Annotated in this window: 21 protein-coding genes and 1 pseudogene; 18 read left to right on the top strand and 4 right to left on the bottom strand. The window is 63.9% G+C overall.

Going from position 1 to position 21,732, the window contains the following annotated elements:
• Positions 1–24 precede the first annotated feature (24 nt).
• Together ABLE71_RS12835 and ABLE71_RS12830 are read right to left on the bottom strand one after the other, a co-directional pair.
• Complete coding sequence (locus ABLE71_RS12835; protein WP_348783841.1) at positions 25–750, bottom strand: glycerophosphodiester phosphodiesterase; 726 nt, start codon at positions 748–750, stop codon at positions 25–27.
• Position 751: 1 nt separating this feature from the next.
• Positions 752–1,216 carry a RidA family protein gene (locus ABLE71_RS12830; RefSeq protein WP_348783840.1) on the bottom strand — a complete coding sequence of 155 codons (465 nt, stop codon included), beginning with the start codon at positions 1,214–1,216 and terminating at the stop codon, positions 752–754.
• Positions 1,217–1,348: 132 nt separating this feature from the next.
• Here ABLE71_RS12830 and ABLE71_RS12825 point away from each other — a divergent pair, with 132 nt between their 5' ends.
• The 18 genes and pseudogenes from ABLE71_RS12825 (at position 1,349) to lpxB (ending at position 18,696) form a co-directional block, all read left to right on the top strand.
• On the top strand, positions 1,349–2,182 hold the full coding sequence (locus ABLE71_RS12825; RefSeq protein ID WP_348783839.1) for a cell envelope integrity EipB family protein: 834 nt from the start codon (positions 1,349–1,351) through the stop codon (positions 2,180–2,182).
• A 109-nt stretch (positions 2,183–2,291) separates the two neighbouring features.
• Positions 2,292–2,612 carry a DUF4031 domain-containing protein gene (locus tag ABLE71_RS12820; protein WP_348783838.1) on the top strand — a complete coding sequence of 107 codons (321 nt, stop codon included), beginning with the start codon at positions 2,292–2,294 and terminating at the stop codon, positions 2,610–2,612.
• A 239-nt stretch (positions 2,613–2,851) separates the two neighbouring features.
• Positions 2,852–4,102, top strand: a complete 1,251-nt coding sequence (locus tag ABLE71_RS12815; protein ID WP_348783837.1) for a hypothetical protein — start codon at positions 2,852–2,854, stop codon at positions 4,100–4,102.
• 18 nt (positions 4,103–4,120) lie between these two features.
• On the top strand, positions 4,121–4,522 hold the full coding sequence (locus ABLE71_RS12810; RefSeq protein WP_348783836.1) for a hypothetical protein: 402 nt from the start codon (positions 4,121–4,123) through the stop codon (positions 4,520–4,522).
• 174 nt (positions 4,523–4,696) lie between these two features.
• Positions 4,697–5,503, top strand: a complete 807-nt coding sequence (rpsB, locus tag ABLE71_RS12805) for a 30S ribosomal protein S2 (protein WP_348783835.1) — start codon at positions 4,697–4,699, stop codon at positions 5,501–5,503.
• A 121-nt stretch (positions 5,504–5,624) separates the two neighbouring features.
• On the top strand, positions 5,625–6,548 hold the full coding sequence (gene tsf, locus ABLE71_RS12800; RefSeq protein ID WP_348783834.1) for a translation elongation factor Ts: 924 nt from the start codon (positions 5,625–5,627) through the stop codon (positions 6,546–6,548).
• Between the two features lie 94 nt (positions 6,549–6,642).
• Positions 6,643–7,275: a LysE family translocator gene (locus tag ABLE71_RS12795; RefSeq protein ID WP_348783833.1), complete on the top strand. Its 633-nt coding sequence runs from the start codon at positions 6,643–6,645 to the stop codon at positions 7,273–7,275.
• A 173-nt stretch (positions 7,276–7,448) separates the two neighbouring features.
• Positions 7,449–8,168, top strand: coding sequence for a UMP kinase (gene pyrH, locus ABLE71_RS12790; RefSeq protein ID WP_348783832.1), 720 nt, complete (start codon positions 7,449–7,451; stop codon positions 8,166–8,168).
• A gap of 70 nt (positions 8,169–8,238) precedes the next feature.
• Positions 8,239–8,796 carry a ribosome recycling factor gene (gene frr, locus ABLE71_RS12785; RefSeq protein WP_348783831.1) on the top strand — a complete coding sequence of 186 codons (558 nt, stop codon included), beginning with the start codon at positions 8,239–8,241 and terminating at the stop codon, positions 8,794–8,796.
• Positions 8,797–8,825: 29 nt separating this feature from the next.
• Positions 8,826–9,563 (top strand): annotated as a pseudogene (locus ABLE71_RS12780) (isoprenyl transferase); the annotation flags it as partial.
• A gap of 23 nt (positions 9,564–9,586) precedes the next feature.
• Positions 9,587–10,402 carry a phosphatidate cytidylyltransferase gene (locus tag ABLE71_RS12775; RefSeq protein ID WP_348783830.1) on the top strand — a complete coding sequence of 272 codons (816 nt, stop codon included), beginning with the start codon at positions 9,587–9,589 and terminating at the stop codon, positions 10,400–10,402.
• Between the two features lie 107 nt (positions 10,403–10,509).
• A complete protein-coding gene (gene rseP / locus ABLE71_RS12770; protein ID WP_348783829.1) occupies positions 10,510–11,649 on the top strand; it encodes an RIP metalloprotease RseP in 1,140 nt (379 codons plus the stop codon).
• A 221-nt stretch (positions 11,650–11,870) separates the two neighbouring features.
• Complete coding sequence (gene bamA, locus ABLE71_RS12765; RefSeq protein WP_348783828.1) at positions 11,871–14,228, top strand: outer membrane protein assembly factor BamA; 2,358 nt, start codon at positions 11,871–11,873, stop codon at positions 14,226–14,228.
• 60 nt (positions 14,229–14,288) lie between these two features.
• Positions 14,289–15,347: a UDP-3-O-(3-hydroxymyristoyl)glucosamine N-acyltransferase gene (gene lpxD, locus ABLE71_RS12760; RefSeq protein ID WP_348783827.1), complete on the top strand. Its 1,059-nt coding sequence runs from the start codon at positions 14,289–14,291 to the stop codon at positions 15,345–15,347.
• Positions 15,340–15,801 carry a 3-hydroxyacyl-ACP dehydratase FabZ gene (gene fabZ, locus ABLE71_RS12755; RefSeq protein WP_348783826.1) on the top strand — a complete coding sequence of 154 codons (462 nt, stop codon included), beginning with the start codon at positions 15,340–15,342 and terminating at the stop codon, positions 15,799–15,801. Before lpxD ends, fabZ begins: the two co-directional genes overlap by 8 nt.
• 12 nt (positions 15,802–15,813) lie before the next feature.
• A complete protein-coding gene (gene lpxA, locus ABLE71_RS12750) occupies positions 15,814–16,644 on the top strand; it encodes an acyl-ACP--UDP-N-acetylglucosamine O-acyltransferase (RefSeq protein ID WP_348783825.1) in 831 nt (276 codons plus the stop codon).
• Complete coding sequence (gene lpxI / locus ABLE71_RS12745; protein ID WP_348783824.1) at positions 16,631–17,515, top strand: UDP-2,3-diacylglucosamine diphosphatase LpxI; 885 nt, start codon at positions 16,631–16,633, stop codon at positions 17,513–17,515. The genes lpxA and lpxI overlap by 14 nt, the downstream gene beginning before the upstream one ends.
• The gene (lpxB, locus tag ABLE71_RS12740) at positions 17,512–18,696 is read left to right on the top strand and encodes a lipid-A-disaccharide synthase (RefSeq protein ID WP_348783823.1); all 1,185 of its coding nucleotides are present in this window, start codon (positions 17,512–17,514) and stop codon (positions 18,694–18,696) included. The genes lpxI and lpxB overlap by 4 nt, the downstream gene beginning before the upstream one ends.
• Positions 18,697–18,745: 49 nt before the next feature.
• Here the strand turns inward: lpxB and gltA are convergent, their stop codons facing one another.
• Positions 18,746–20,029, bottom strand: a complete 1,284-nt coding sequence (gltA, locus tag ABLE71_RS12735; protein ID WP_348783822.1) for a citrate synthase — start codon at positions 20,027–20,029, stop codon at positions 18,746–18,748.
• 167 nt (positions 20,030–20,196) lie between these two features.
• Positions 20,197–21,621 (bottom strand): glutamate--tRNA ligase, encoded by a 1,425-nt coding sequence (gene gltX / locus ABLE71_RS12730; protein ID WP_348783821.1) that lies wholly within the window; start codon positions 21,619–21,621, stop codon positions 20,197–20,199.
• Positions 21,622–21,732 lie beyond the last annotated feature (111 nt).

Raw genomic sequence — 21,732 nt, 5'->3', positions numbered from 1 at the left:
GCTGCCCTGCAGCATAAGCAAGCGTCACGCCTTCATCTTGTCCGGGTCGAAGCCCTCGAAGGTCATCTGGTCGGCATATCTGAAGGTGAGGTCGACCGCCGGCCTGTCGCGGATCGTCCAGGTTATGACAGGCATCTTCAATTTGTCGCGCACGAAGCCGACGAATGGGTTCGGCAGGTCGCCGGCCGCATAGGAGGTGAAGTCGAGGCCGTGCGCCAGCATCGAGAAATGCGCTTCGATCAGGTGGCTGTCCTTGCCATAGGCGGTGAGGCCGGCCGGGATGTCGGGCATATATTTCCCGAAGTCGCGGATCAGCCAGTGGTCGAAGGACATGATCGCGACCTTGCCCTTGTATTTGTTGAGCTGCGCGCCGACCGCCTCGACCAAGCCGTCGTCATGGCCGGCGATGCCCTTGAGCTCGATGACGAGCGGCACCTTGCCGCGTACGAGGTCGAGCAATTCGGCGAGGGCAGGAATGTGGTCCTTCGTGCGGCCGACCTTTAGCGCCTGCATCTCCGCCGCCGTGCGCTGCCAGACGAAGCCGTCGGTCCGGGTCAGCCGCTTGAGGTCGCCGTCGTGAATGATAACAGGCACGCGGTCCGACGACAGATGCACGTCGCATTCGATGGCGAAGTTTCTGTCGACGGCGCGGCTAAAGGCGGTGAGCGTGTTCTCCCACACCTTCTTGTTGAGGTCGTGCAGGCCGCGATGCGCGATCGGCCGCTTGGTTAGCCAGGAAAGCTTCTTCATATCAGGCGATTTCGATGATCGCATCGACTTCGACGGCGGCGTTGAGAGGCAGCGATGCCATGCCGACGGCTGAGCGCGCATGCTTGCCGCGCTCGCCGAGGGCGGCAACCAGGAAGTCCGATGCGCCGTTGGCGACGAGATGCTGTTCGGTGAAGTCGGGCGCCGAGGCGACGAAAGCCGTGATCTTCACCACGCGGACGATCCTCTCGAGGTCGCCGAGCGCCGCCTTTGCCTGCGCCAGGATGTTGATCGCGCAGAGTTTTGCCCCTTCGCGGCCAGCCGCCGTATCGACATCGCGGCCGAGCAGTCCTGCCACCTGCAGCTTGCCGTCCTTGAGCGGCAATTGACCGGCGGTGAACAGCAGATTGCCGCTCCTGACGAAGGGCACGTAGTTCGCGGCGGGCGCCGCGGCGGTCGGCAAGGCCACGCCGAGATCGGCCAGCCGCTTTTCGATTGTTTCGCCCATCGTCTTTCCCTATGTCTGTCTTTGGACCATCGTTGCGGTCGAAACTGCTATTTTTGCCTCGCTTCCGCCACGACTTTTTTTTTAAGGTGAGGCACGTGACGGCGGCGGACGCCGCGCTGGCTGGAGTCCCATATGCGCGCATCGCACCTTGCGTTGGTTGTTTTCCTCTTCTCGCCGGTTCTGGCTTCCGCCGCTGGCGTCGCCGCAGCCGCGCCGCTCATTCAGCACCGCGCCGTCTACGACCTGAAGCTTTCCGACGCATCGGACCGGTCCGGCATCACCGGCATCTCGGGCCGCATGGTCTATGAGATCAGGGGCTCGGCCTGCGAAGGCTACACGGTGCGATTCCGCTACGTGACGCAGTCGGACACCCGCGACGCTACGCAGGTCACGGACCAGCAGACGACGACCTTCGAGGATGCCGACGGCAAGTCGTTCAGCTTCGTGACGAAATCCTACACCGACCAGAACCTCGACAAGGAACTGCGCGGCAACGCCACCCGCGAGACCGACGGCGTGAAGATCCAGATCGACAAGCCCGAAACCAAGAGCTTCGAACTCGCGCCGACGCAATTTCCCACCCAGCACCTGGTCGATCTGATCAGCCGCGCCAAGACCGGCGAGACTTTCTACGAGACCAGCATCTTCGACGGGTCGGAGGACGCCGACAAGGCGATGACCACGACCGTCATCGTCGGCAGGCTGGCGAACACCAGCAACAGCGATCCGGAGGCGAAGGCGCTGAACGCGCTGAGCGGCGAGAAATTCTGGCCGGTCGACATCGCCTATTTCGACGAAACCAGCGAAGGCGGCGAGGACACGCCTGAATACCGTATCAGCTTCAAGCTGCATGAGAACGGACTGACCCGCGACCTCGATATGGACTATGGCGACTTCGCGATCCACGGCGAACTGGTCGACCTCGCCGTCTTCGAGCCCGACGCCAAGACGCCCTGCAACCGGTAGAGCATCGGACCGAAAAGTGCGCAGCGGTTTTCGGACGAATCCGATGCTCAAACAAAGAAAGAGCGCTGTGGAGGCGATTCCGCCTCCATTGCGCTAGGCCGAGGCCGGCGTGGCGGTCTATGTTGATCAGCCGATCTGGCGCTGGGCCGGGCACAAATGGTGCCATATGCTGGCCGACGACGTGGAGGAGCTTCATCGTTTCGCGGCATCGATCGGCATCCACCACCTGCTCTATCAGGGACCACCCAAAACCTCAGCGCCGCACTACGACCTCACTGGACTTGAGCGGGCCCGCGCTCTGCGACTAGGCGCCATCGCCTGCAGCCGCGAGGAGATCGTCGCGGTTTTCCGGCGCGTGAAGGTGAAGAACGGCAAGGTTGCGAGGCCTCGACGAGCGCCGGCGCCGGCCAAGGTAAGGGAGATCGCTTGAGCCGGCCGATCCCTGCTCTCGATGTCTTCGTCCCGCCCCGGCCGAAGGCGTGGCTCATCCGCGCCATGACGCCGGTCAACCGCGCCTTCATGCTCAGGGGGTTTCCCGGCCTGCGCGGCGTCTGCGATATCCGCACCATAGATTTTCCGGCCGGCGAGCAGGCGCGGCTCGCGACCGTCTGCGGTGAGGGCAAGGCGACTTTCATCACGCCCAACCATCCGGAATTCTTCACCGACTGGATGCTCGACAAGGAGATTTCCGCGCGCCTCTGTCCGCGCGCGGCGTTCTGGGCCACCAACGGCGTCGTCAACGGGCTCGGCAAGCTCGCGCAGAAATTCTGGCTGGCGAACAATCTGATCGCACAGATCCCGGGAAACAGCGAACCGGCGCGTGAACATTCCATCGACTGGGCGCTCAAGGGCAACGTGGTTCTGCTTCACGCCGAAGGCGCGGTAGGCTGGCATTCCAACTACGTCGCGCCGCTGATGCCCGGCGCCGTCGAGATGGCGAACGAGGCGCTGAAGCGCGGCCGGGCAGCCGATCCCGGCTTCCAGGCCTTCGTCGCGCCTGTCGTCTGGAAGCTGGTGTTCGAGCGCGACGTCGAACCCAAACTTCTCAGCGAATGCGCCTATGTCGAGGGTCGGCTGAAGATCGAGCCCGGGGAGGGGCTATCTCTGCCGGAGCGGGCCTATCGGCTTTACGAGACGCTCCTCGAATGGGACGAAGAGGACCTCGGCATCGAAGAAGGGCCAGCCAAGACGTTCGCCGGACGGCATCGCCTGCTGGTGGCTGCCGTTTGCAGGAAGCTCGCCGAGCTGCTTGCACTCGACAAACCGCTGTCCGAGCCGTCGGAACTGCTGCGGATTGCCCGCCGCAGGTTGCGCGAGGCCAAATCCGATCCGGCCGCGCCTCAGATCAAATCCGCCATCGATCGGCTCGCGCTCAACCTGCGGCTCGGGGCTTACGCTTTCGACGGCGAAACGGTGACGCAGGAGGAACTGGCCGAACACATCAAGCGCATCCGCAACGACTATTGCAAAGGCACGATGCGCGACACGCTGAACCGTTACGTGCCGCGTCCGGCCGGCCCGCGCACCGCGATCATCCGGGTGCCGGAAGCCATTGCGATGCATGAATTTGAGGGATCGGTCGAGGATGCGCTGATGTTGTTGCGCGGGCGCATGCGGGAGGCGCTTGATGACATCAACGGGATGCTCGCCGTTAGTGGACGGCTGACAACCTACCCGAATCCCTTCCACGCAGGCCCTATAAAGGCGTCCTTGACCCCAAAATCTAAGCAATGGGTAGCTATTGCACAGCAACTGACAAGCGACCCTGCTCGATCATTGACGTGCCCTTTCTGTGGCAATGGAACCCTCGTTGTCCACGATGTGCCTTTTGACCCAAAAGGCGGGTTCGAGCGCTGGATAAATTGTCCTCATTGCAACGAGCACGCGGCAATCCGACACGGCTCCCAGATTTCAAACTGAGGCACTAAGACATTGAACATGTTGTCCAACATGATGTTGCTAACGCAACTGGCTTCGGTCTGGGCGAACCCGGTCGAGAGTACCAGCTATGTTACCGTTCAGTCGGTAAGCGATCAGACGACGGGCTTGACTGTTGAGCTTGGCCGGCTCGTCAACTTCAGTTCCGACTGCTTCGTGGTGAACGTATTCGAGGAGCAGAAGACTGATCGGCAAGTGGCCGAAGCGGCCTCACCAATCATGGTGGCGTGCGGGGTCGCGGAAGCAGAGCCGCGGCTTTCCTTGGAGAACGGCTGCTACGTATTCAGCGTCGACCATAGTTCCGGCGGGCTGCGCCAGCAGACGTGGTCCGATCCTGGGAGCGGGCGCTCGTTGTGTTTCCAGATGACCCCTCCAGGTCCGAAGGGAGGTTGGCAGCCCTAAACTCAAAGTGCCACCCAGCTTGCATTGCTGCGCTGCAGCGTCTATATGCGCGCACATTCCACACACGGACTTTGGTTTCCGACCGGGAGAAATCCGGAGGCGACCGCCGGTGGCGCAAGGGGCTGTTCCCGAAGCGTCGTTGTCCGTGGAGGCCAACCGGAAAGGAACTTTTGAATGGCTCTGCCAGACTTCAGCATGCGCCAGCTATTGGAAGCTGGTGTTCACTTCGGCCACCAGACCCACCGCTGGAACCCGAAGATGGCGCCCTACATCTACGGCGCCCGCAACAACATCCACGTCATCGACCTCAGCCAGACCGTGCCGCTGCTGCACCAGGCTCTGAAGCAGGTTTCCGACACTGTGGCCAAGGGCGGCCGCGTGCTCTTCGTCGGCACCAAGCGCCAGGCGTCCGACCTCGTCGCCGACGCGGCGCAGCGCTCGGCGCAGTACTACGTCAACTCCCGCTGGCTCGGCGGCATGCTGACCAACTGGAAGACGATCTCGAACTCGATCGCCCGCCTGCGCAAGCTCGACGAGATTCTGGCAGGCGAAGGTGGCCAGGGCTTCACCAAGAAGGAGCGCCTCAACCTCGACCGCGAGCGCGAGAAGCTCGACAAGGCGCTCGGCGGCATCAAGGACATGGGCTCGACGCCGGACCTGATGTTCGTGGTCGACACCAACAAGGAGGCGATCGCCATCCTCGAGGCCAAACGCCTGGGCATCCCGGTCGTCGCGATCATCGATTCCAACTGCGATCCGGACAAGATCGATTTCCCGATCCCCGGCAATGACGACGCGGCGCGCGCCATCGGGCTTTACTGCGACCTCATCGCCAAGGCAGCCATCGACGGCATCGCCCGCCAGCAGGGCGCGCTCGGCGTCGATATCGGCGCCTCGGCCGAAGCCCCGGTAGAGCCGGTGCTCTCCGAGGCTCCTGCCGAAGCGGCCGAAGAGCCGGCTGCGAAGGCACCCGAAGCCTGATCCGAGGGCCGCTCGCCGGCCTTCTTCCACCCGCATACCCCTTGCGCGGTTTCGCGCGAAGCACGAGGCGCGGCATCGGACGCGATGCCGCGCCGGCGCATTTCGAGACAAAGAGGCAACGATGAGCATTTCGGCAGCACAGGTCAAAGAACTCCGCGAACTGACCGGCGCGGGCATGATGGACTGCAAGGCGGCCCTGACCGAGACCAACGGCAACATGGAAGAAGCGGTCGACTGGCTGCGCAAGAAGGGCATCTCCAAGGCCGACAAGAAGTCGAGCCGCACGGCCGCCGAAGGTCTGATCGGCGTCGATTCCGGCCTGCGCGAGGCCGTCGTCGTGGAGGTCAACTCCGAGACCGACTTCGTTGCCCGCAACCCCGGGTTCCAGGAACTCGTCCGCAACGTCGCCAAGGTGGCGCTTGCCTTCGGCGGCGAAACCGAGAAGGTCGCCAACGAAAAATATCCGGGCTCCGACAAGACGGTCACCGAGGTCATCAAGGACGCGGTCGGCACGATCGGCGAGAATTTGAGCTTCCGCCGTTCGGCGAAGCTGTCGGTGCCGCATGGCGCCGTCGCGACCTATGTGCACAACGCGGTCGCCGACGGGCTCGGCAAGCTCGGCGTGCTGGTCGCGATCGAGACATCAGGCGATGCCCACAAGGCCAGCGCCTTCGCGCGCCAGGTCGCCATGCATGTCGCCGCCACCAACCCGCTCTCCCTCGACGTCGACGCGCTGGACCCGGCGGCCGTCGAGCGCGAGAAGGCGATCTTCTCCGACCAGGCGCGCCAGTCCGGCAAGCCCGAGAACATCATCGAGAAGATGGTGGAAGGCCGGCTGCGCAAGTTCTACGAGGAGGTCGTGCTCCTGAAGCAGGCCTTTGTGCTCAACCCCGACGTCACTGTCGAGAAGGCTTTGAAGGATGCCGAGAAGGAGATCGGCGCGCCGGCTAAAATCACCGGCTATCTCCGCTTCGCTCTCGGCGAAGGCATCGACAAGGAAGTCACCGACTTCGCGGCGGAAGTCGCAGCCACGGCGAAAAAGTAACGCGGGAAGCACTTCTTCTTTCTGACGAAGAGGGCCGCGCGCATGGCGTTGCGGCCCTCTTTCCGTATCGGTTCGACAGAACGGGAGAATCTCCATGCCATCCGCTGAATTGCTGATCGCCTTCTTCGCGACGGCCGCCGTTTTCGCCTACATACCGGGTCCCGCCATGCTCTACGCGGCCGCGCAGACCATGGCGCGTGGCCGGTTTGCCGGCCTGATGGCTACCCTCGGCATACATCTCGGCTGCTACGTTCACGTCTTTGCCGCCGCGGCCGGACTCTCCGTGCTGTTCCATGCGGTACCTGCGCTCTATCTGGCGGTGAAGCTTGCCGGCGCGGCCTATCTTATCTGGCTCGGCGTCAAGCTGCTGCGCGCCCGCGACGACAATTCAGCTACCGTTCCCGGCATTCGGCCGAAGTCTGGCCGCCGCGCCTTTTTCGATAGCGTCGCCGTCGAGGTGCTCAATCCGAAGACGGCGATCTTTTTCGTGGCGTTCCTGCCGCAGTTCATCGACGCCTCCGCATCGTTTCCGATCTGGCTGCAATTCGTGATCCTGGGCACGATCGTCAATCTGATGTTCTCCTCGGCCGACATTGTCTGCGTTCTTCTGGCCGGCGCGCTGATGAAGCGTTTGCGTCAATCCGGTCGTGCCAGGCGCATGATGCAGCGCGCCGGCGGCGCGGTGCTGGTCGGTCTCGGCACCCACATCGTCCTGCAGCGAAACTGACCGGTGGGGTCGGGTCGAAAGTGACGCAGCATCAACCGCTTCATGACGTTTGCCGACAGGGCGCCGCGTGACATTGCGGCGCCCTTCGTGTATCGCAAATCCGCGCTGTCCGGCCGTGTTCCCGACGGTTCGGCGCGCAACTCGACGCTGCAGCCCACATTGACGAGGATCCCATGACGGCAAGGTCCAAATACCGCCGAGTCCTGCTCAAGGCCTCGGGCGAGGCGCTGATGGGCGAGCAGCATTTCGGCATCGACGTGTCTGTGGTCGACCGCATCGCCGCCGACATCGCCGAGGCGAGGGCGATGGGCATCGAGGTCGGCGTCGTCATCGGCGGCGGCAACATATTCCGCGGCGTCGCCGTGGCCTCCAAGGGCGGCGACCGCGTGACCGGCGATCACATGGGCATGCTCGCCACGGTCATAAACTCGCTGGCGCTGCGCACGTCGCTGGTCAAGCTCGGCGTCGAGTCAGTGGTGCTGTCGGCGATCGCCATGCCGGAACTGTGCGAGAGCTTTTCGCAGCGCCAGGCCACCGCCTACATGGACCAGGGGAAGGTCGTGATCTTTGCCGGCGGCACCGGCAATCCCTTCTTCACCACCGATTCGGCAGCGGCGCTCCGGGCAGCCGAGATCGGCGCCGATGCTTTGTTCAAGGGCACGCAGGTCGACGGAGTGTACTCGGCCGACCCGAAGAAGGATCCCAACGCGGTTCGCTACGAGCACATCACCCATGCCGATGTCATCGGCAAGGGCCTGTCGATCATGGACACGGCCGCGATCGCGCTTGCGCGTGAAAACCACATTCCGATAATCGTCTATTCGATACACGAGCAGGGCGGTTTCGGGGCGATTCTAAGGGGAGGTGGCCGCTGCACGGTGGTCGCCGACTAGAATTTCTGGAGCGCGATGCTCGAGAATGGCAGATGAATAGCCCGAACGGGTGAGTTCGAGGAGACGGATCATGAAGAGCGGAGATTTCCAGGACATCCAGCGGCGCATGGAGGGCGCGATCAACGCCTTCAAGCACGACATCGCTTCGCTGAGGACAGGCCGTGCGTCGAGCAATCTGCTCGACGCCATTCAGGTCAAGGCTTACGGTTCCGACATGCCGCTCAATCAGGTCGCCACCATCACGGTCCCGGAGCCGCGCATGATTTCGGTTTCGGTCTGGGACAAGTCGATGGTCGGCGCGGTGGACCGCGCCATCCGCGAGGCAAATCTCGGCTTCAACCCAATCGTTGACGGCAACAATCTGCGCATTCCGCTGCCCGAACTGAACGAGCAGCGCCGCAAGGAACTGGTCAAGATCGCACATGGCTATGCCGAGAATGCCCGCGTCGCGATCCGCCATGTCCGCCGCGACGGCATGGACTTCCTGAAAAAGGCCGAAAAGGATGGCGACATCAGCGAGGACGATCACCGTCGTCAGTCGGACCAGGTGCAGAAGCTGACCGACGACACGATCTCGACCGTCGACAGCCTGCTCTCCGGCAAGGAAGCCGAAATCATGCAGGTCTAGCTCCTCGCCGCGGCGGCGGGGATGAAAGAGAAGAGATGACGACGCCCGAGCATGTCGCGATCATCATGGACGGTAACGGCCGCTGGGCGAAGGCGCGCAGCCTGCCGCGCGTCGCTGGCCACCGCGCAGGCGTCGAGGCATTGCGCAAGACGGTCCGCGCCGCCGCCGACATGGGCATCGCCTGGCTGACCGTCTATGCGTTCTCGTCGGAGAACTGGTCGCGGCCGAAATCCGAGGTCTCCGACCTGATGGGGCTCCTGAAGATATTCATCCGCCGCGACCTCGCGGAACTTCATCAAAGCGGCGTCAAGGTGAGGGTCATCGGCGAGCGCGAGGGCTTGGCTCCCGACATCGCCGCGCTCCTCGAAGAGGCGGAAACGCTGACCGCCGCAAACAGCGCCCTGAACCTCGTCATCGCCTTTAACTATGGCGGGCGCGACGAGATCGTGCGGGCGGCGCGCCGGATCGCCGAGGCCGCGGTGCGCGGCGAACTGCGCGGCGAGGCCGTCACGCCGGAGGTGTTCGCCCGCTTCCTCGATACCGCGGGCATCCCGGATCCAGATCTCGTCATCCGCACCAGCGGCGAGCAGCGCATGTCGAACTTCCTGCCCTGGCAGTCGGCCTATAGCGAACTCGTCTTCCTGCCGTGCTACTGGCCGGACTTCACGCGCGAGCATCTGGCCGAGGCGCTGCGCCAGTACACCGCCCGCGAGCGCCGCTTCGGCGGCGTCATGCCGCAGGGTATCGCGCAAGGCGTGGCATCGTGACCGACGCGGGGCCGGCCCGGCGGATGAGCAATCTGCAGCTGCGCGTCATTTCCTCCATAGTCCTGATCGTCGCCGTGCTGTCCGTCACCTGGTTCGGCGGGGCGGCTTTCCGCATTCTTTGCGCGGCGATCGCCGGCGCGATGTTCTACGAGTGGTGCGCCATGTCGCGCAAACCGGGCAGCGCCCGTCACCAGTGGGTCGCCGCGGCGTTGCTCGCCGTCGTGCTGCTGGCGCTTGTGCTCGGCTATTCGGCGGCCAGCGTCCTTGTCCTGCTGGTGCTGTCGGCGCTCGCCTCGCTGCTCGGTGGCCGGATCGGCGGGCAGGAATTCTGGGCGTCTGCCGGCCTGGCCTATGCCGGGCTCTCCGGCCTTTCGCTGGCCTTTTTGCGCGACGGCGACCAGGCGGGCCTCTTGGCCATCCTGTTCCTATTCGCGGTGGTGTGGGCGACCGACAGCTGCGCCTATTTTGTCGGCCGATCGCTGGGCGGGCCGAAGCTTGCCCCGTCCATCTCGCCCGGCAAGACGCAGAGCGGCGCGCTCGGCGGCGCGCTCGGCGGCGTCCTTGCCGGCATGGCGCTTGCCGCCTTTGCCGGGCTCGGCAACCTGCCGATGCTGGCGGTCGTGGCTTTCCTGCTGTCGGTCGTCTCGCAGATCGGCGACCTCTTCGAATCGTGGGTGAAGCGGCGGCACGGCGTGAAGGATTCCGGAAACCTCATTCCCGGCCATGGCGGCGTCATGGACCGGGTCGACGGGCTTGTCGCGGCTGCCTTCGCGCTATACGCCATCGGCGGGCTGCTCGGCAGCGCCGACAAACCCGCGCAAGCCCTGTTTGCGATCTGAGGGCGACACCGGATGCCACGGATTCGCCTGTATTGGCGCCACTGGTATCGGAACCGCGTTCGACGCGCGCCGCCTGCGTCGTGGGCGAGATGTTTTGAGGGAACGGCTTGAGCGATACACTTTCCGCGTTTCTCGGCACCGAAAGCCTGCTTGTCGGCACGATCATCCCGTTCCTTTTCGTGCTCACGGTGGTCGTGTTCGTCCATGAGATGGGTCACTATTTGGTCGGGCGCTGGTGCGGCATCGGCGTCAAGGCCTTCTCCATCGGCTTCGGCCCAGAACTGATCGGCTTCAACGACCGCCATGGCACGCGCTGGATGATTTCGGCAATTCCGCTTGGCGGCTACGTGAAATTCGTCGGCGACATGAGCGCGACGAGCGCGCCGGACGCCGGTGAGATCGAGGCGCTCACCGCCGACGAGAAGAAGGTCGCATTCCATACCCAGCCGGTCTGGAAACGCGCCGCCACGGTCTTTGCCGGACCGGCCTTCAACTTCCTGCTCACCATCGCCGTGTTCGCGGTGATGTTTTCGGTCTACGGCAAGTTCGTCTCCGAACCGGTCGTTGCCGAGGTGCGTCCCGACAGCCCGGCCGCGGCCGCCGGTTTCCTGCCAGGCGACCGCTTCGTCAGCGTCGACGGTACGCCTGTCGAATCATTCGCCGACGTGCAGCGCATGGTGACCGGCCGCACCGGCGATCCGATCGTGTTCGTGCTTTCGCGCAATGGCAGCGAGATCACGCTGACGGCGACGCCTGAGATCATGGAGCAGACGGACGCGCTGGGGAACGTGGTCAAGGTCGGCGTCATCGGCGTCGTAAACACGCCCGAATCGGGCCAGCCGCGGCTGATCAGCTTCAGCCCCGGCGGGGCTCTAGTAGAGGCGGTTCGCGAGACCGGCCACATCGTCGTCAGGACCGGGCAGTTCCTGCAGCGTTTCGTGTCCGGGCGCGAGGACAAATGCCAGCTCGGCGGGCCGGTCAAGATCGCCGACATGGCCGGCAAGGCCGCCAGGCTCGGTTTTGAATGGCTGGTGCAGCTGGTCGCGCTGCTTTCGGTGGGCATCGGAATCCTGAACCTCCTGCCGATTCCGCCGCTCGACGGTGGGCACCTCGTCTTCTACGGCCTGGAGGCGCTGAAGGGCCGTCCGGTGTCGGAACGGGCGATGGAAGCGGTCTATCGCGCGGGGCTCCTCCTGGTGCTTGCATTCATGGCTTTCGTTTTCTGGAACGACCTGTTTGGATGTTGAATTCATGAACGAATCTGGCTTGATGGCAGAGAGGGTTGAGGCGCCGTTTACCATGACCGGGGATATGCGTGACGCGAAAGCCACGCGCCTTGGTTAAGTAAACACAAATTAACCAGGAGCCTTGCTTGTGGGGAAAATCCGGTTATTACGGACAGGGAAATGTACCGCGACGTCCGGTTTTCTCGCCGTGGGGACTTCGAGAAAAAAGGTTTAATAGCTTAATGAAGGTAGCATCCGGGTTCTTGAGCGCCGCTTCGGCGGTTGCGTTGTCTGCGGCCATGGCAATGCCGAGTGCGTTCGTGTTGCAGTTTGCGTCGGTGTCCGTGGCGCAGGCCGCCACGGTCTCCTCGATCGATGTTCGCGGCAATCAGCGCGTCGATGCCGAGACCATCCGCAGTTACATCACCATCAAGCCCGGCCAGTCCTTTTCGTCCGCCGATATCGACGAATCCGTGAAGCGCCTCTTCAGCACGGGGCTCTTCTCCAACGTTAGCGTGAACCAGGTTGGCGGCACGCTCGTCGTGCAGGTTTCCGAGTACCAGATCGTCAACCAGGTCCTGTTCCAGGGCAACAAGAAGATCAAGGACGCGCAGCTCACCAGCACGGTGCAGCTGAAGTCGCGCGGCACTTTTTCGCCCGATCAACTGGAAGCTGACGCCGAGGCGATACGCGCGGCCTATGCCCGCGTCGGACGCGACGACGCAACGGTGACAACCAGGACTATCGATCTCGGCGAGAACCGCGTGAACGTGGTTTTCGAGATCAACGAAGGGGGTCGCACTAAGATCGCGGCCATCAATTTCGTCGGCAACGAGGCCTTCGGCGACCGCCGCCTGTCGGATGTGATCGCGACCAAGGAATCGACGCTCCTGTCGTTCGTGCTGCGCGACGACATCTATGACGAGGACAGGCTGCGCGCCGACGAGGAGGCGTTGCGCCGCTTCTATTTCAACCGCGGCTATGCAGACTTCCAGGTGGTCTCGGCCTTCGGCGAACTCGACGAAGCCACCAACGAATACACGGTCACCATCACCGTCGAGGAAGGTGACAAATACACGTTCAGCGAGATCAGCGTCGACAGCACGCTGCCGGACGTTCCGGGCGAGAGCCTGATGCCGCTCGTCGAAACGCAGTCGGGCGATGTCTATAACGCCAAGAACATCGAAGACACGATCATCGCGCTGACCGAGCACCTCGCCGGTCTTGGCTACGCCTTCGCGCAGGTCACCCCGCGCGGCGACCGCAACTTCGAGAACCGTACCATCTCGGTCGTCTACACGATCGACCAGGGCGCCAAGACCTATGTCGAGCGCATCGAGATCCGCGGCAACACGCGTACGCGCGACTATGTCATCCGCCGCGAATTCGAGGTGAGTGAAGGCGACGCCTTCAACCAGGTTCTGATCCAGCGCGCGAAGAGACGCCTCGAAGCGCTTGGCTTCTTTGAGACCGTCGAGGTCGCGACAGCGCCGGGCTCCGAGGCCGACCAGGTCGTTCTGGTCGTCGATGTCGTCGACAAGTCGACTGGTGAGTTCTCGGTCGGCGCCGGCTACACGACGGGCGGCGATTCTCCGGGTCCCTCAATCGAAGGCGCGATCACCGAACGCAACTTCCTCGGCCGCGGGCAGTTCATCAAGTTCTCGGCAGGCGGCGGCGAAAGCTCGCAGGATTATCAGCTGTCGTTCACCGAACCCTATTTCCTGGGGCGCCGTATCGCAGCGGGATTCGACATCTACCAGCGGCAGCGCGATTACGACGACTATGACAGCGAAACCACAGGCGCGACGATCCGCTTTGGCCTGCCGATTACCGAGACCCTGTCGACGCAAATCGCCTACAACCTCTCGAGCGAAGAGTACAATCTCGAAGACGGTTGTGATGTTGGGAACGATTTTTGCGGCGTGTCGAACGCCATCGTCGATGCCGTGGCAACCAGCCCGTGGATCAAGTCGTCGGTTTCGGGCGCGCTTGTCTACAACACGATCGACGACATGAAGAGCCCGCATGCTGGCATCTACGCCAATGTAACCACTGAAGTGGCTGGACTTGGCGGTGATGCACAATTCGTCAAGCTCACTGCCCGCGGTTCCTACTATCACACGCTTTCCGAGGAATTCGACGTCGTCGGTATCGTGAGCGCAGGCGGCGGGCACATCGTGGGCTACGGCGACGGCGGGCTTCGTATCTTCGACCAGTTCCAGAGCAATGATCGCATGATCCGCGGCTTCGCATATGGCGGCATCGGTCCGTACGACGCTGCGGGCGACGATGACAAGCTCGGCGGTACGACCTATTTCAATGCCTCTGCCGAAACTCAGTTCCCGCTGCCTCTCCTGCCTGAGAGCTTTGGCATAAGGGGCGCGGTTTTCGCGGACGCGGCGACGCTCTACGGAAGCGATATCAATGTCGTCGGGGTCGACGTCCAAGGAAACGAAATGCAGTGGCGTGCCTCCGTCGGCGCCGGCCTGATCTGGGCGTCTCCGTTCGGCCCTCTGCGCATCGACTACGCCGTGCCGGTGCTCAAGGAAGAAACCGACGAGGTGCAGGAATTCAATTTCGGCGTGTCGACCCGCTTCTGACCGAGGCGGTTCGACTGTCCCGGCCGCTTTGGCCGGGCCGTCCATCTGGATATAGTTCCAATGACCGATCCGGTGTTCTTCGTGCCGACACGTCGGTTTACGGCGCTTGAGGCAGCGAACTTAGCCGGCGCCGGACTCTCGGACCTTTCGCATGCGCACATAGAAATAAGCGGCATCGCCTCCGCCTCGCAAGGCGGCGAGGGCATGCTCGTTTATATCGAGGGCCGCCGCAATGCGGGCCTCGCCGGGGCGCTGGTCGCCGCTGCCGTCTTTTGCACTGCGGACATCGCACCGACGGTGAGCCCGGGCGTCGCCGTTCTGGTCACGAAAAAGCCGCAGGCCGCCTTCGCGACGATCGGCCGGCTGATGTTCCCGGCCGCCGCCTCACCGCACGCGCTGACCGGCGAGACCGGGATCTCGCCCCGCGCCTTCGTCGATCCGACGGCGCGGCTCGAGCCCGGCGTCGTCGTCGAGGCCGGCGCGGTGATCGGGCCGATGGCCGCGATCGGCTCGGGCACGATCGTTGCGCCGAACGCCGTCATCGGCAGGCTCTGCCAGATCGGCCGCGACTGCTATGTCGGTCCAGGCGCAATCGTCCAGGCGACGCTCGCCGGCAACAGGGTGATCATCCACGCCGGCGCCAAGATCGGACAGGACGGTTTCGGCTTCGCTGCCGGCGCGTCCGGCCCGGAGCGTATCCCGCAGATCGGACGCGTGGTCATCCAGGACAATGTCGAGATCGGCGCCAACGCCACCATCGATCGTGGCGCGATGGCGGACACGGTCATCGGCGAAAACACCAAGATCGACAATCTGGTCCAGATCGCGCACAACGTGCGCATCGGCCGGAACTGCCTGATCGCCGCGCTTTCCGGCATTTCCGGCTCGGTTGTGGTGGGGAACAATGTGATCATGGGCGGCGGCGTCGGCATAGCCGATCATCTGACCATCGGTGATGGCGCGCAGCTTGCGGCGGGCAGCGGTTTCATGAACAACGTGCCGGGAGGCGAAGTGTGGGCCGGCTATCCGGCCGAACCCATGGGAAAGATGATGCGCAACGTGGCGACGTTGAGGAAGCTCACTGCGGAGAGGTCGAAGCGGGGAGGCGGCAATGAGTGATAAGTCTCTCGATACGCTCGATATTCTCGGACTGCAGAAGCTGCTGCCACATCGCTATCCGTTCCTGCTCATCGACCGGATCGTCGACATAGACGGCGACAATTCGGCCACGGGCATCAAGAACGTTACTGTCAACGAGCCGCATTTCCAGGGCCATTTCCCCGGCCAGCCGGTCATGCCGGGCGTCCTCATCGTCGAGGCGATGGCGCAGGTGGCCGGCGCGATCTCGCTCAAGGCGGCAGGCAGCGACACGCCCTCGCTCGTCTATTTCCTCACCATCGATGGCGCCAAGTTCCGCAAGCCCGTCGTGCCGGGCGACCGGCTGGAGATCAAGGTCAAGAAGATCAAGAAGCGCGGCAACATCGTGCGTTTCGCCTGCGAGGCCTTCGTCGAGGGGGCGCTTGTCGCGGAAGCCGAGATACAGGCGATGCTTGCGCCGGCCGGCCAAGCGTAACAGACAGGGCCCATGCAGTCACAAACAACGATCCATCCGATGGCCCTGGTCGAACCCGGCGCCGAGCTTGGCGTCGGCGTTGCCGTCGGGCCGTTCTGCCATGTCGAAGCCGGCGCCAGGCTCGGCGACGGCGTCGAACTCGTGAGCCATGTCGTGGTGCACCGCGGTGTTACGGTCGGCGAGGGCTGCAAGGTGTCGTCGATGGCCGTTCTTGGCGGACCACCGCAGAATACCAAGCACAAGGGCGGGCCCACGACGCTGGTAATCGGCAAGAACTGCACGATCCGCGAAGGCGTCACGATGCATCGCGGCACCGATACCAGCCGCGGCGAGACGACGGTCGGCGACAACGGCAATTTCCTCGCCTACGCTCACATCGCGCATGATTGCATCGTCGGCGACAATGTTACCATGGCTAACGTCGCGACGCTGGGCGGCCATGTCGAGGTCGGCAACAACGTTACGCTCGGCGGCCTCGCGGCGGTCCACCAGATGACCCGCATCGGTCACCATGCCTTCGCCGGTGGCGCGGCCATCATCGACGGCGACATCATCCCCTACGGAATGGTGATGGGCAACCGCGCCCGCCTGCGCGGCTTGAACGTCATCGGCATGAAGCGTTCCGGCGTTGCGCGCGCGGAGATCTTCGCGCTGCGCAAGGCCTACAGGATGATCTTCGACCCCTCGCGCTCGGTCGCCGAGAACATTCCCGAGGTCGAACGTCAGTTCGGCCAGTCGCCCATCGTGCGCGACGTGCTCGACTTCATCCAGGCGCGCGGCAAGCGCCACTTCACCGTGCCGCCGCTGCGCGCAGGCGCAGACAGCGACGATGACGACGGCTGAACGGGCCGGCCGGCTTCAGCTCCAGTCCGGCGACAGGATGGCCATCGTCGCGGGAAGCGGCAGGCTGCCGGTCGACCTCGCCGAAAACCTCGCAGCGCGTGGTCACAAGCCCTTCGTGGTGCTGGTCAGGGGCGAGGCAAATTCGGAGCTCGCTTCCTACGATCATGAAGAGCTGACCGTCGAGAATTTCGCCGGGCTGGCGCCGCTGCTGAAGCGACAGCGCATCACTCATGCCGTCTTTGCCGGAGGCATATCCCGGCGGCCGAAGCTCAGTGCGCTGAAGCCCAGCATGGCGCTGCTGAGGTTTCTACCTCGGGCGCTCGCCGCTCTGGCCAAGGGCGACAACGGCATGTTGCGAGCGCTTGCCGCAGCGGTCGAAACCTATGGCGTCAAGGTGGTGGGCGCTCACGAAATCGCCCCCGACCTGCTGGCGTCCGAAGGTTCCATGACCTCGATTGCGCCGCGGAAATCCGATTGGCCCGACATAGAGGCGGCGGCGGAAGCGGCACGCGCGATCGGCGCGCTGGACATCGGCCAGGCTGCGATCGCCATCGGCGGCCGCGTCATCGCGCTCGAAGGCGTCGAAGGGACCGATGGCCTGCTGGAGCGGGTGAAGGGGCTGCGCTTGCATGGACGGCTCGCCGGCAAGAAGCGCGGTGTGCTCGTCAAATGCGCCAAGCCCGGCCAGGAGCTTCGCATGGATATGCCATCGATCGGACCTGGCACCGTCACCGCCGCCCATGCCGCCGGGCTCGCCGGGATCGCCGTCGAGGCGGACCGTTCGCTGGTGCTCGAAGTGGCAAACGTGATCGGCGAGGCGGACAGGCTCGGCCTGTTCGTGGTCGGCCTGCCGCCGGAAAGGTCCCCATGAGCGCGGCGCGGCCGCTCAAGATCGCCGTGGTGGCCGGCGAGGAATCCGGCGATCTGCTCGGCGCCGACCTCGTCGCCGCGCTGAAGGCTGCGACCGGCCGTGAGGTGACGCTCGTTGGCGTAGGCGGGCGTCACCTGCAGGCACACGGCCTCGTGTCTCTTTTCGATGCGGGCGATATCGCGCTGATGGGTTTTTCCGCCGTGCTGCGCGATCTGCCGCGCCTGTTCAAGCGCATCGGCCAGACTGCCCGCGCAATCATTGCCGAGATGCCGGACTGCCTGATCACCATCGACAATCCCGACTTCACGCTGCGCGTCGCCAAGAAGGTGAGGGCCGCCAATCCGGCTATTCCGATCGTCCACTATATCTGCCCCAGCGTCTGGGCGTGGCGGCCGGGCAGGGCGCTTGCGATGAAGCCCCATGTCGACCACATCCTCTGCATCCTGCCCTTCGAACCGGCCGAGCTTGACCGACTCGGCGGACCGCCCGGCACTTTCGTTGGCCACAGGCTTACCGTTGATCCGGGCGTGATCACTGCAGGCAGGGCGCAGGCCGCGAAGCGCGACCTTTCTGCCGACCGCGAAAAGACGCTGCTGCTGCTTCCGGGCTCGCGCAGCGGGGAAGTCAGCCGGTTGATCGGCTCGTTCGGCGAAACCGCGGCCGCCCTCAGGTCGCGGGGGCACAAGTTGCGGCTTGTCCTGCCGACGGTTCCCCAAGTCGAGGATCTCGTGGCGTCATCGGTTTCCGGCTGGGACCAGAAACCCGAGATCGTGCTTGACGCGGCAGGCAAGTGGCAGGCCTTCGGTGAGGCTGACGGCGCGCTGGCAGCGTCGGGAACCGTGTCGCTGGAACTTGCGCTCGCCGGCGTGCCGCTCGTCTCCTGTTACAAGCTCGATCCGGTCGCGCGCGTGGCGCAGCGATTCATCACGACCTGGAGCGCGTCGCTGCCCAACCTCATCGCCGACCGCACGGTCGTCATCGAGGTGTACAACCAGTATATGCGGCCGCAATGGCTCGCACGGCACCTGGAGGGCCTGTTTTGCGACACCGGGTTCAGGCGCTGGCAGAAGGACGGTTTTCTCGACGTCTCACGCCGCATGGCGACGGATCGCCCCTCGGGCGAGATCGCGGCGGAGATCGTGATGCAGTACGTGAAGGGGGGCAGAGGGGCAGGGGAGTAAGCTGGACGCCACTTACTCTTACTCGCCTTTTCCCTTGTCTCCCAACCACCTATCTCTTCGCAATAGGCACGTAGTCGCGCTCGGCAGAACCCGTATAGAGCTGGCGGGGGCGACCGATCTTCTGCTGCGGATCCTCGATCATCTCTTTCCACTGCGCGACCCAGCCGACGGTTCGCGCCACCGCGAACAGCACGGTGAACATAGAGGTGGGGAAGCCGAGCGCCTTGAGCGTGATGCCCGAATAGAAATCGACGTTCGGATAGAGCTTCTTCTCGATGAAATATTCGTCGGTGAGCGCGATCTTCTCGAGTTCCATGGCGATGTCGAGCAGCGGATCGTCCTTAATGCCGAGTTCGCCCAGCACTTCATGCGCGGTCTTCTGCATGATCTTGGCGCGCGGATCGTAGTTCTTGTAGACGCGGTGGCCAAAGCCCATCAGGCGGAACGGGTCGTTCTTGTCCTTGGCGCGGGCGATGAATTCCGGGATGTGATCGACGGTACCGATCTCGCCCAGCATGTTCAGCGCCGCCTCGTTGGCGCCGCCATGCGCGGGACCCCAGAGCGAAGCGATGCCGGCGGCGATGCAGGCGAACGGGTTGGCGCCCGAGGAGCCGGCAAGCCGCACCGTCGAGGTCGATGCGTTCTGCTCGTGGTCGGCATGCAGGATGAAGATGCGCTCCATCGCGCGCGCCAGCACCGGGTTGATCTTGTACTCCTCGCACGGCACCGCGAAACACATGTGCAGGAAGTTTGCGGCGTAGTTCAGGTCGTTCTTCGGGTAAACGAAGGGCTGGCCGATATGGTATTTGTAGGCCATCGCGGCGATCGTCGGCATCTTGGCGATGAGGCGCATCGAGGCGATCATGCGCTGCTGCGGATCCGAGATATCGGTCGAGTCGTGGTAGAAGGCCGACAGCGCGCCGACCACACCGCACATGACCGCCATCGGGTGCGCGTCGCGGCGGAAGCCGGTGAAGAAGCGGCTCATCTGCTCGTGCACCATGGTGTGGCGGGTCACACGAAAGTCAAAATCGTCCTTCTGCGCCTTGGTCGGCAACTCGCCGTAGAGCAGCAGGTAGCAGACCTCTAGGAAGTCGCCGTGCTCGGCGAGCTGGTCGATCGGGTAGCCACGGTGCAGCAGGATGCCCTGGTCGCCGTCGATGAAGGTGATCGCCGATTCGCAGCTTGCGGTCGAGGTGAAGCCCGGGTCGTAGGTGAAGGCGCCCGTCGTGGCGTAGAGCGAGCCTATGTCGACGACGTCCGGACCGACGGTTCCACTGCGGACCTTGAGCTCATGGGTCTTGCCGGCGAATTCCAGTTTAGCAGTTGTCATCGCAACCTCCTTCAGCCTGCCCATTTGTTTTCTTGGAATGCTTGTCCGGTCTAGGCCCGCCGACGTTGCGTCGGGTAGCGCAAACAAGGTCCCAGCCCCCTGTCATCGCAGACAATGTTGCATCGCAACAGACCCGTTTCAATGCTAAAAATGGCAGGGTCGTTGTCCTAATCGATTTGATCCGCGATCCTCTCCAAGCTTTCGTGCCGGCCAAGAACGGCGAGCACGTCGAACACGCCGGGCGAGGTCGTCTTTCCCGTAAGGGCAGCGCGTAACGGCTGCGCGACAGCGCCGAGCTTCAGACTCTTCTCTTCGGCGAAGGTTCGGATCTCGGCCTCGGTCGAGGCTGCGGTCCATTCGCCCTGCAGGTTTCTCAACGTCGCCAGCGCGCCGCGCAACACCTCGCGCTGCGGGTCGCCGAGCAGCACCTTCGCTTTCTCGTCGATCGTCAGCGGCCGTTCGGCGAAGAGGAAGCCAGCGCCGTCGGCAAGCTCCACCAACGTCTTGGCGCGCTCCTTGAGGCCCGGCATGGCGGCCAGCAACTGAGCCTTGCGCGTGTCGTCCAGGCGGTCGGCGATCGTCTTGCCATTTTCCAGATAGGGCAGGGTGCGGATGAAGATGTCGAGCAGCTCGGCATCGTCCATCTTGCGCATGTGCACCCCGTTCAGCGCCTCGAGCTTGGCGAAGTCGAAACGCGCCGCGCCCTTGTTCACGTCCTCGATCTCGAACCAGCGGATCATATCGTCAAGGTTCATCACCTCGTCGTCGCCGTGACTCCAGCCGAGCCGCGCCAGATAGTTGCGAAGCGCTGCCGGCAGGTAGCCCATCGCGCGATAGGCATCGACGCCGAGCGCGCCATGACGTTTGGACAGCTTGGCGCCGTCCGCGCCGTGGATCAGCGGGATATGCGCCATCACCGGGATGTCCCAGCTCATGGCGTCATAGATGATCTGCTGTCGCGCCGCGTTGGTCAGGTGATCGTCGCCGCGGATGATGTGGGTTACGCCCATGTCGTGGTCGTCCACCACCACCGCATGCATGTAGGTCGGAACGCCGTCCGAGCGCAGGATGATGAAGTCGTCGAGGTCCTTGTTCGGGAACTTCACGTCGCCCTGCACACGGTCGCGTACCGTGGTTTCGCCGTCGCGCGGCGCCTTGATGCGGATGACCGGCTTGACGCCCACCGGCGCCTCGGAAGCATCGCGGTCGCGCCAGCGGCCGTCATAACGCGGCGGGCGGCCCTCGGCGCGTGCCTTCTCGCGCATCTCGGCCAACTCCTCCTGCGAGGCATAGCAGTAATAGGCCTTGCCGAGGCGAACGAGTTCCTCGGCCACCTCGCGGTGGCGCTCGCCGCGCGCGAATTGGGAGACCGGCTCGCCTTCCCAGTGCAGCCCGAGCCAGGACAACCCGTCGAGGATCGCGGCTGTCGCAGCCTCGGTCGAGCGCTCGCGGTCGGTGTCCTCGATGCGGAGCAGCATCGTGCCCTTGGTGTGGCGCGCATAAAGCCAGTTGAACAGGGCGGTTCGTGCCCCGCCGATGTGCAGATATCCGGTGGGCGAGGGGGCAAAGCGGGTGACGACGGTCTCGGACATTTTTTTCTCGGAAGGCGGCGGAACCGTGGCCGCAACAGGCCCCAGGCCAAACCCGGGACCGATGGATAAAAGTCGGCGTTCATGTAGCATAGGTCGCCTGCCGTGCAAGTG

Source organism: Mesorhizobium sp. KR9-304 (assembly GCF_040049215.1).
In the GTDB taxonomy this organism is placed as follows: Bacteria; Pseudomonadota; Alphaproteobacteria; order Rhizobiales; family Rhizobiaceae; genus Mesorhizobium_K.
This window is presented reverse-complemented; position numbering and strand designations above follow the sequence as displayed.

Coding starts and splice junctions, on each gene's coding strand:
- ABLE71_RS12835 (WP_348783841.1), bottom strand. CDS start 750: ATGAAGAAGCTTTCCTGGCTAACCAAGCGGCCGATCGCGCATCGCGGC.
- ABLE71_RS12830 (WP_348783840.1), bottom strand. CDS start 1,216: ATGGGCGAAACAATCGAAAAGCGGCTGGCCGATCTCGGCGTGGCCTTG.
- ABLE71_RS12825 (WP_348783839.1), top strand. CDS start 1,349: ATGCGCGCATCGCACCTTGCGTTGGTTGTTTTCCTCTTCTCGCCGGTT.
- ABLE71_RS12815 (WP_348783837.1), top strand. CDS start 2,852: ATGCTCGACAAGGAGATTTCCGCGCGCCTCTGTCCGCGCGCGGCGTTC.
- ABLE71_RS12810 (WP_348783836.1), top strand. CDS start 4,121: ATGTTGTCCAACATGATGTTGCTAACGCAACTGGCTTCGGTCTGGGCG.
- rpsB (WP_348783835.1), top strand. CDS start 4,697: ATGGCTCTGCCAGACTTCAGCATGCGCCAGCTATTGGAAGCTGGTGTT.
- tsf (WP_348783834.1), top strand. CDS start 5,625: ATGAGCATTTCGGCAGCACAGGTCAAAGAACTCCGCGAACTGACCGGC.
- ABLE71_RS12795 (WP_348783833.1), top strand. CDS start 6,643: ATGCCATCCGCTGAATTGCTGATCGCCTTCTTCGCGACGGCCGCCGTT.
- pyrH (WP_348783832.1), top strand. CDS start 7,449: ATGACGGCAAGGTCCAAATACCGCCGAGTCCTGCTCAAGGCCTCGGGC.
- frr (WP_348783831.1), top strand. CDS start 8,239: ATGAAGAGCGGAGATTTCCAGGACATCCAGCGGCGCATGGAGGGCGCG.
- ABLE71_RS12775 (WP_348783830.1), top strand. CDS start 9,587: ATGAGCAATCTGCAGCTGCGCGTCATTTCCTCCATAGTCCTGATCGTC.
- bamA (WP_348783828.1), top strand. CDS start 11,871: ATGAAGGTAGCATCCGGGTTCTTGAGCGCCGCTTCGGCGGTTGCGTTG.
- lpxD (WP_348783827.1), top strand. CDS start 14,289: ATGACCGATCCGGTGTTCTTCGTGCCGACACGTCGGTTTACGGCGCTT.
- fabZ (WP_348783826.1), top strand. CDS start 15,340: ATGAGTGATAAGTCTCTCGATACGCTCGATATTCTCGGACTGCAGAAG.
- lpxA (WP_348783825.1), top strand. CDS start 15,814: ATGCAGTCACAAACAACGATCCATCCGATGGCCCTGGTCGAACCCGGC.
- lpxI (WP_348783824.1), top strand. CDS start 16,631: ATGACGACGGCTGAACGGGCCGGCCGGCTTCAGCTCCAGTCCGGCGAC.
- lpxB (WP_348783823.1), top strand. CDS start 17,512: ATGAGCGCGGCGCGGCCGCTCAAGATCGCCGTGGTGGCCGGCGAGGAA.
- gltA (WP_348783822.1), bottom strand. CDS start 20,029: ATGACAACTGCTAAACTGGAATTCGCCGGCAAGACCCATGAGCTCAAG.
- gltX (WP_348783821.1), bottom strand. CDS start 21,621: ATGTCCGAGACCGTCGTCACCCGCTTTGCCCCCTCGCCCACCGGATAT.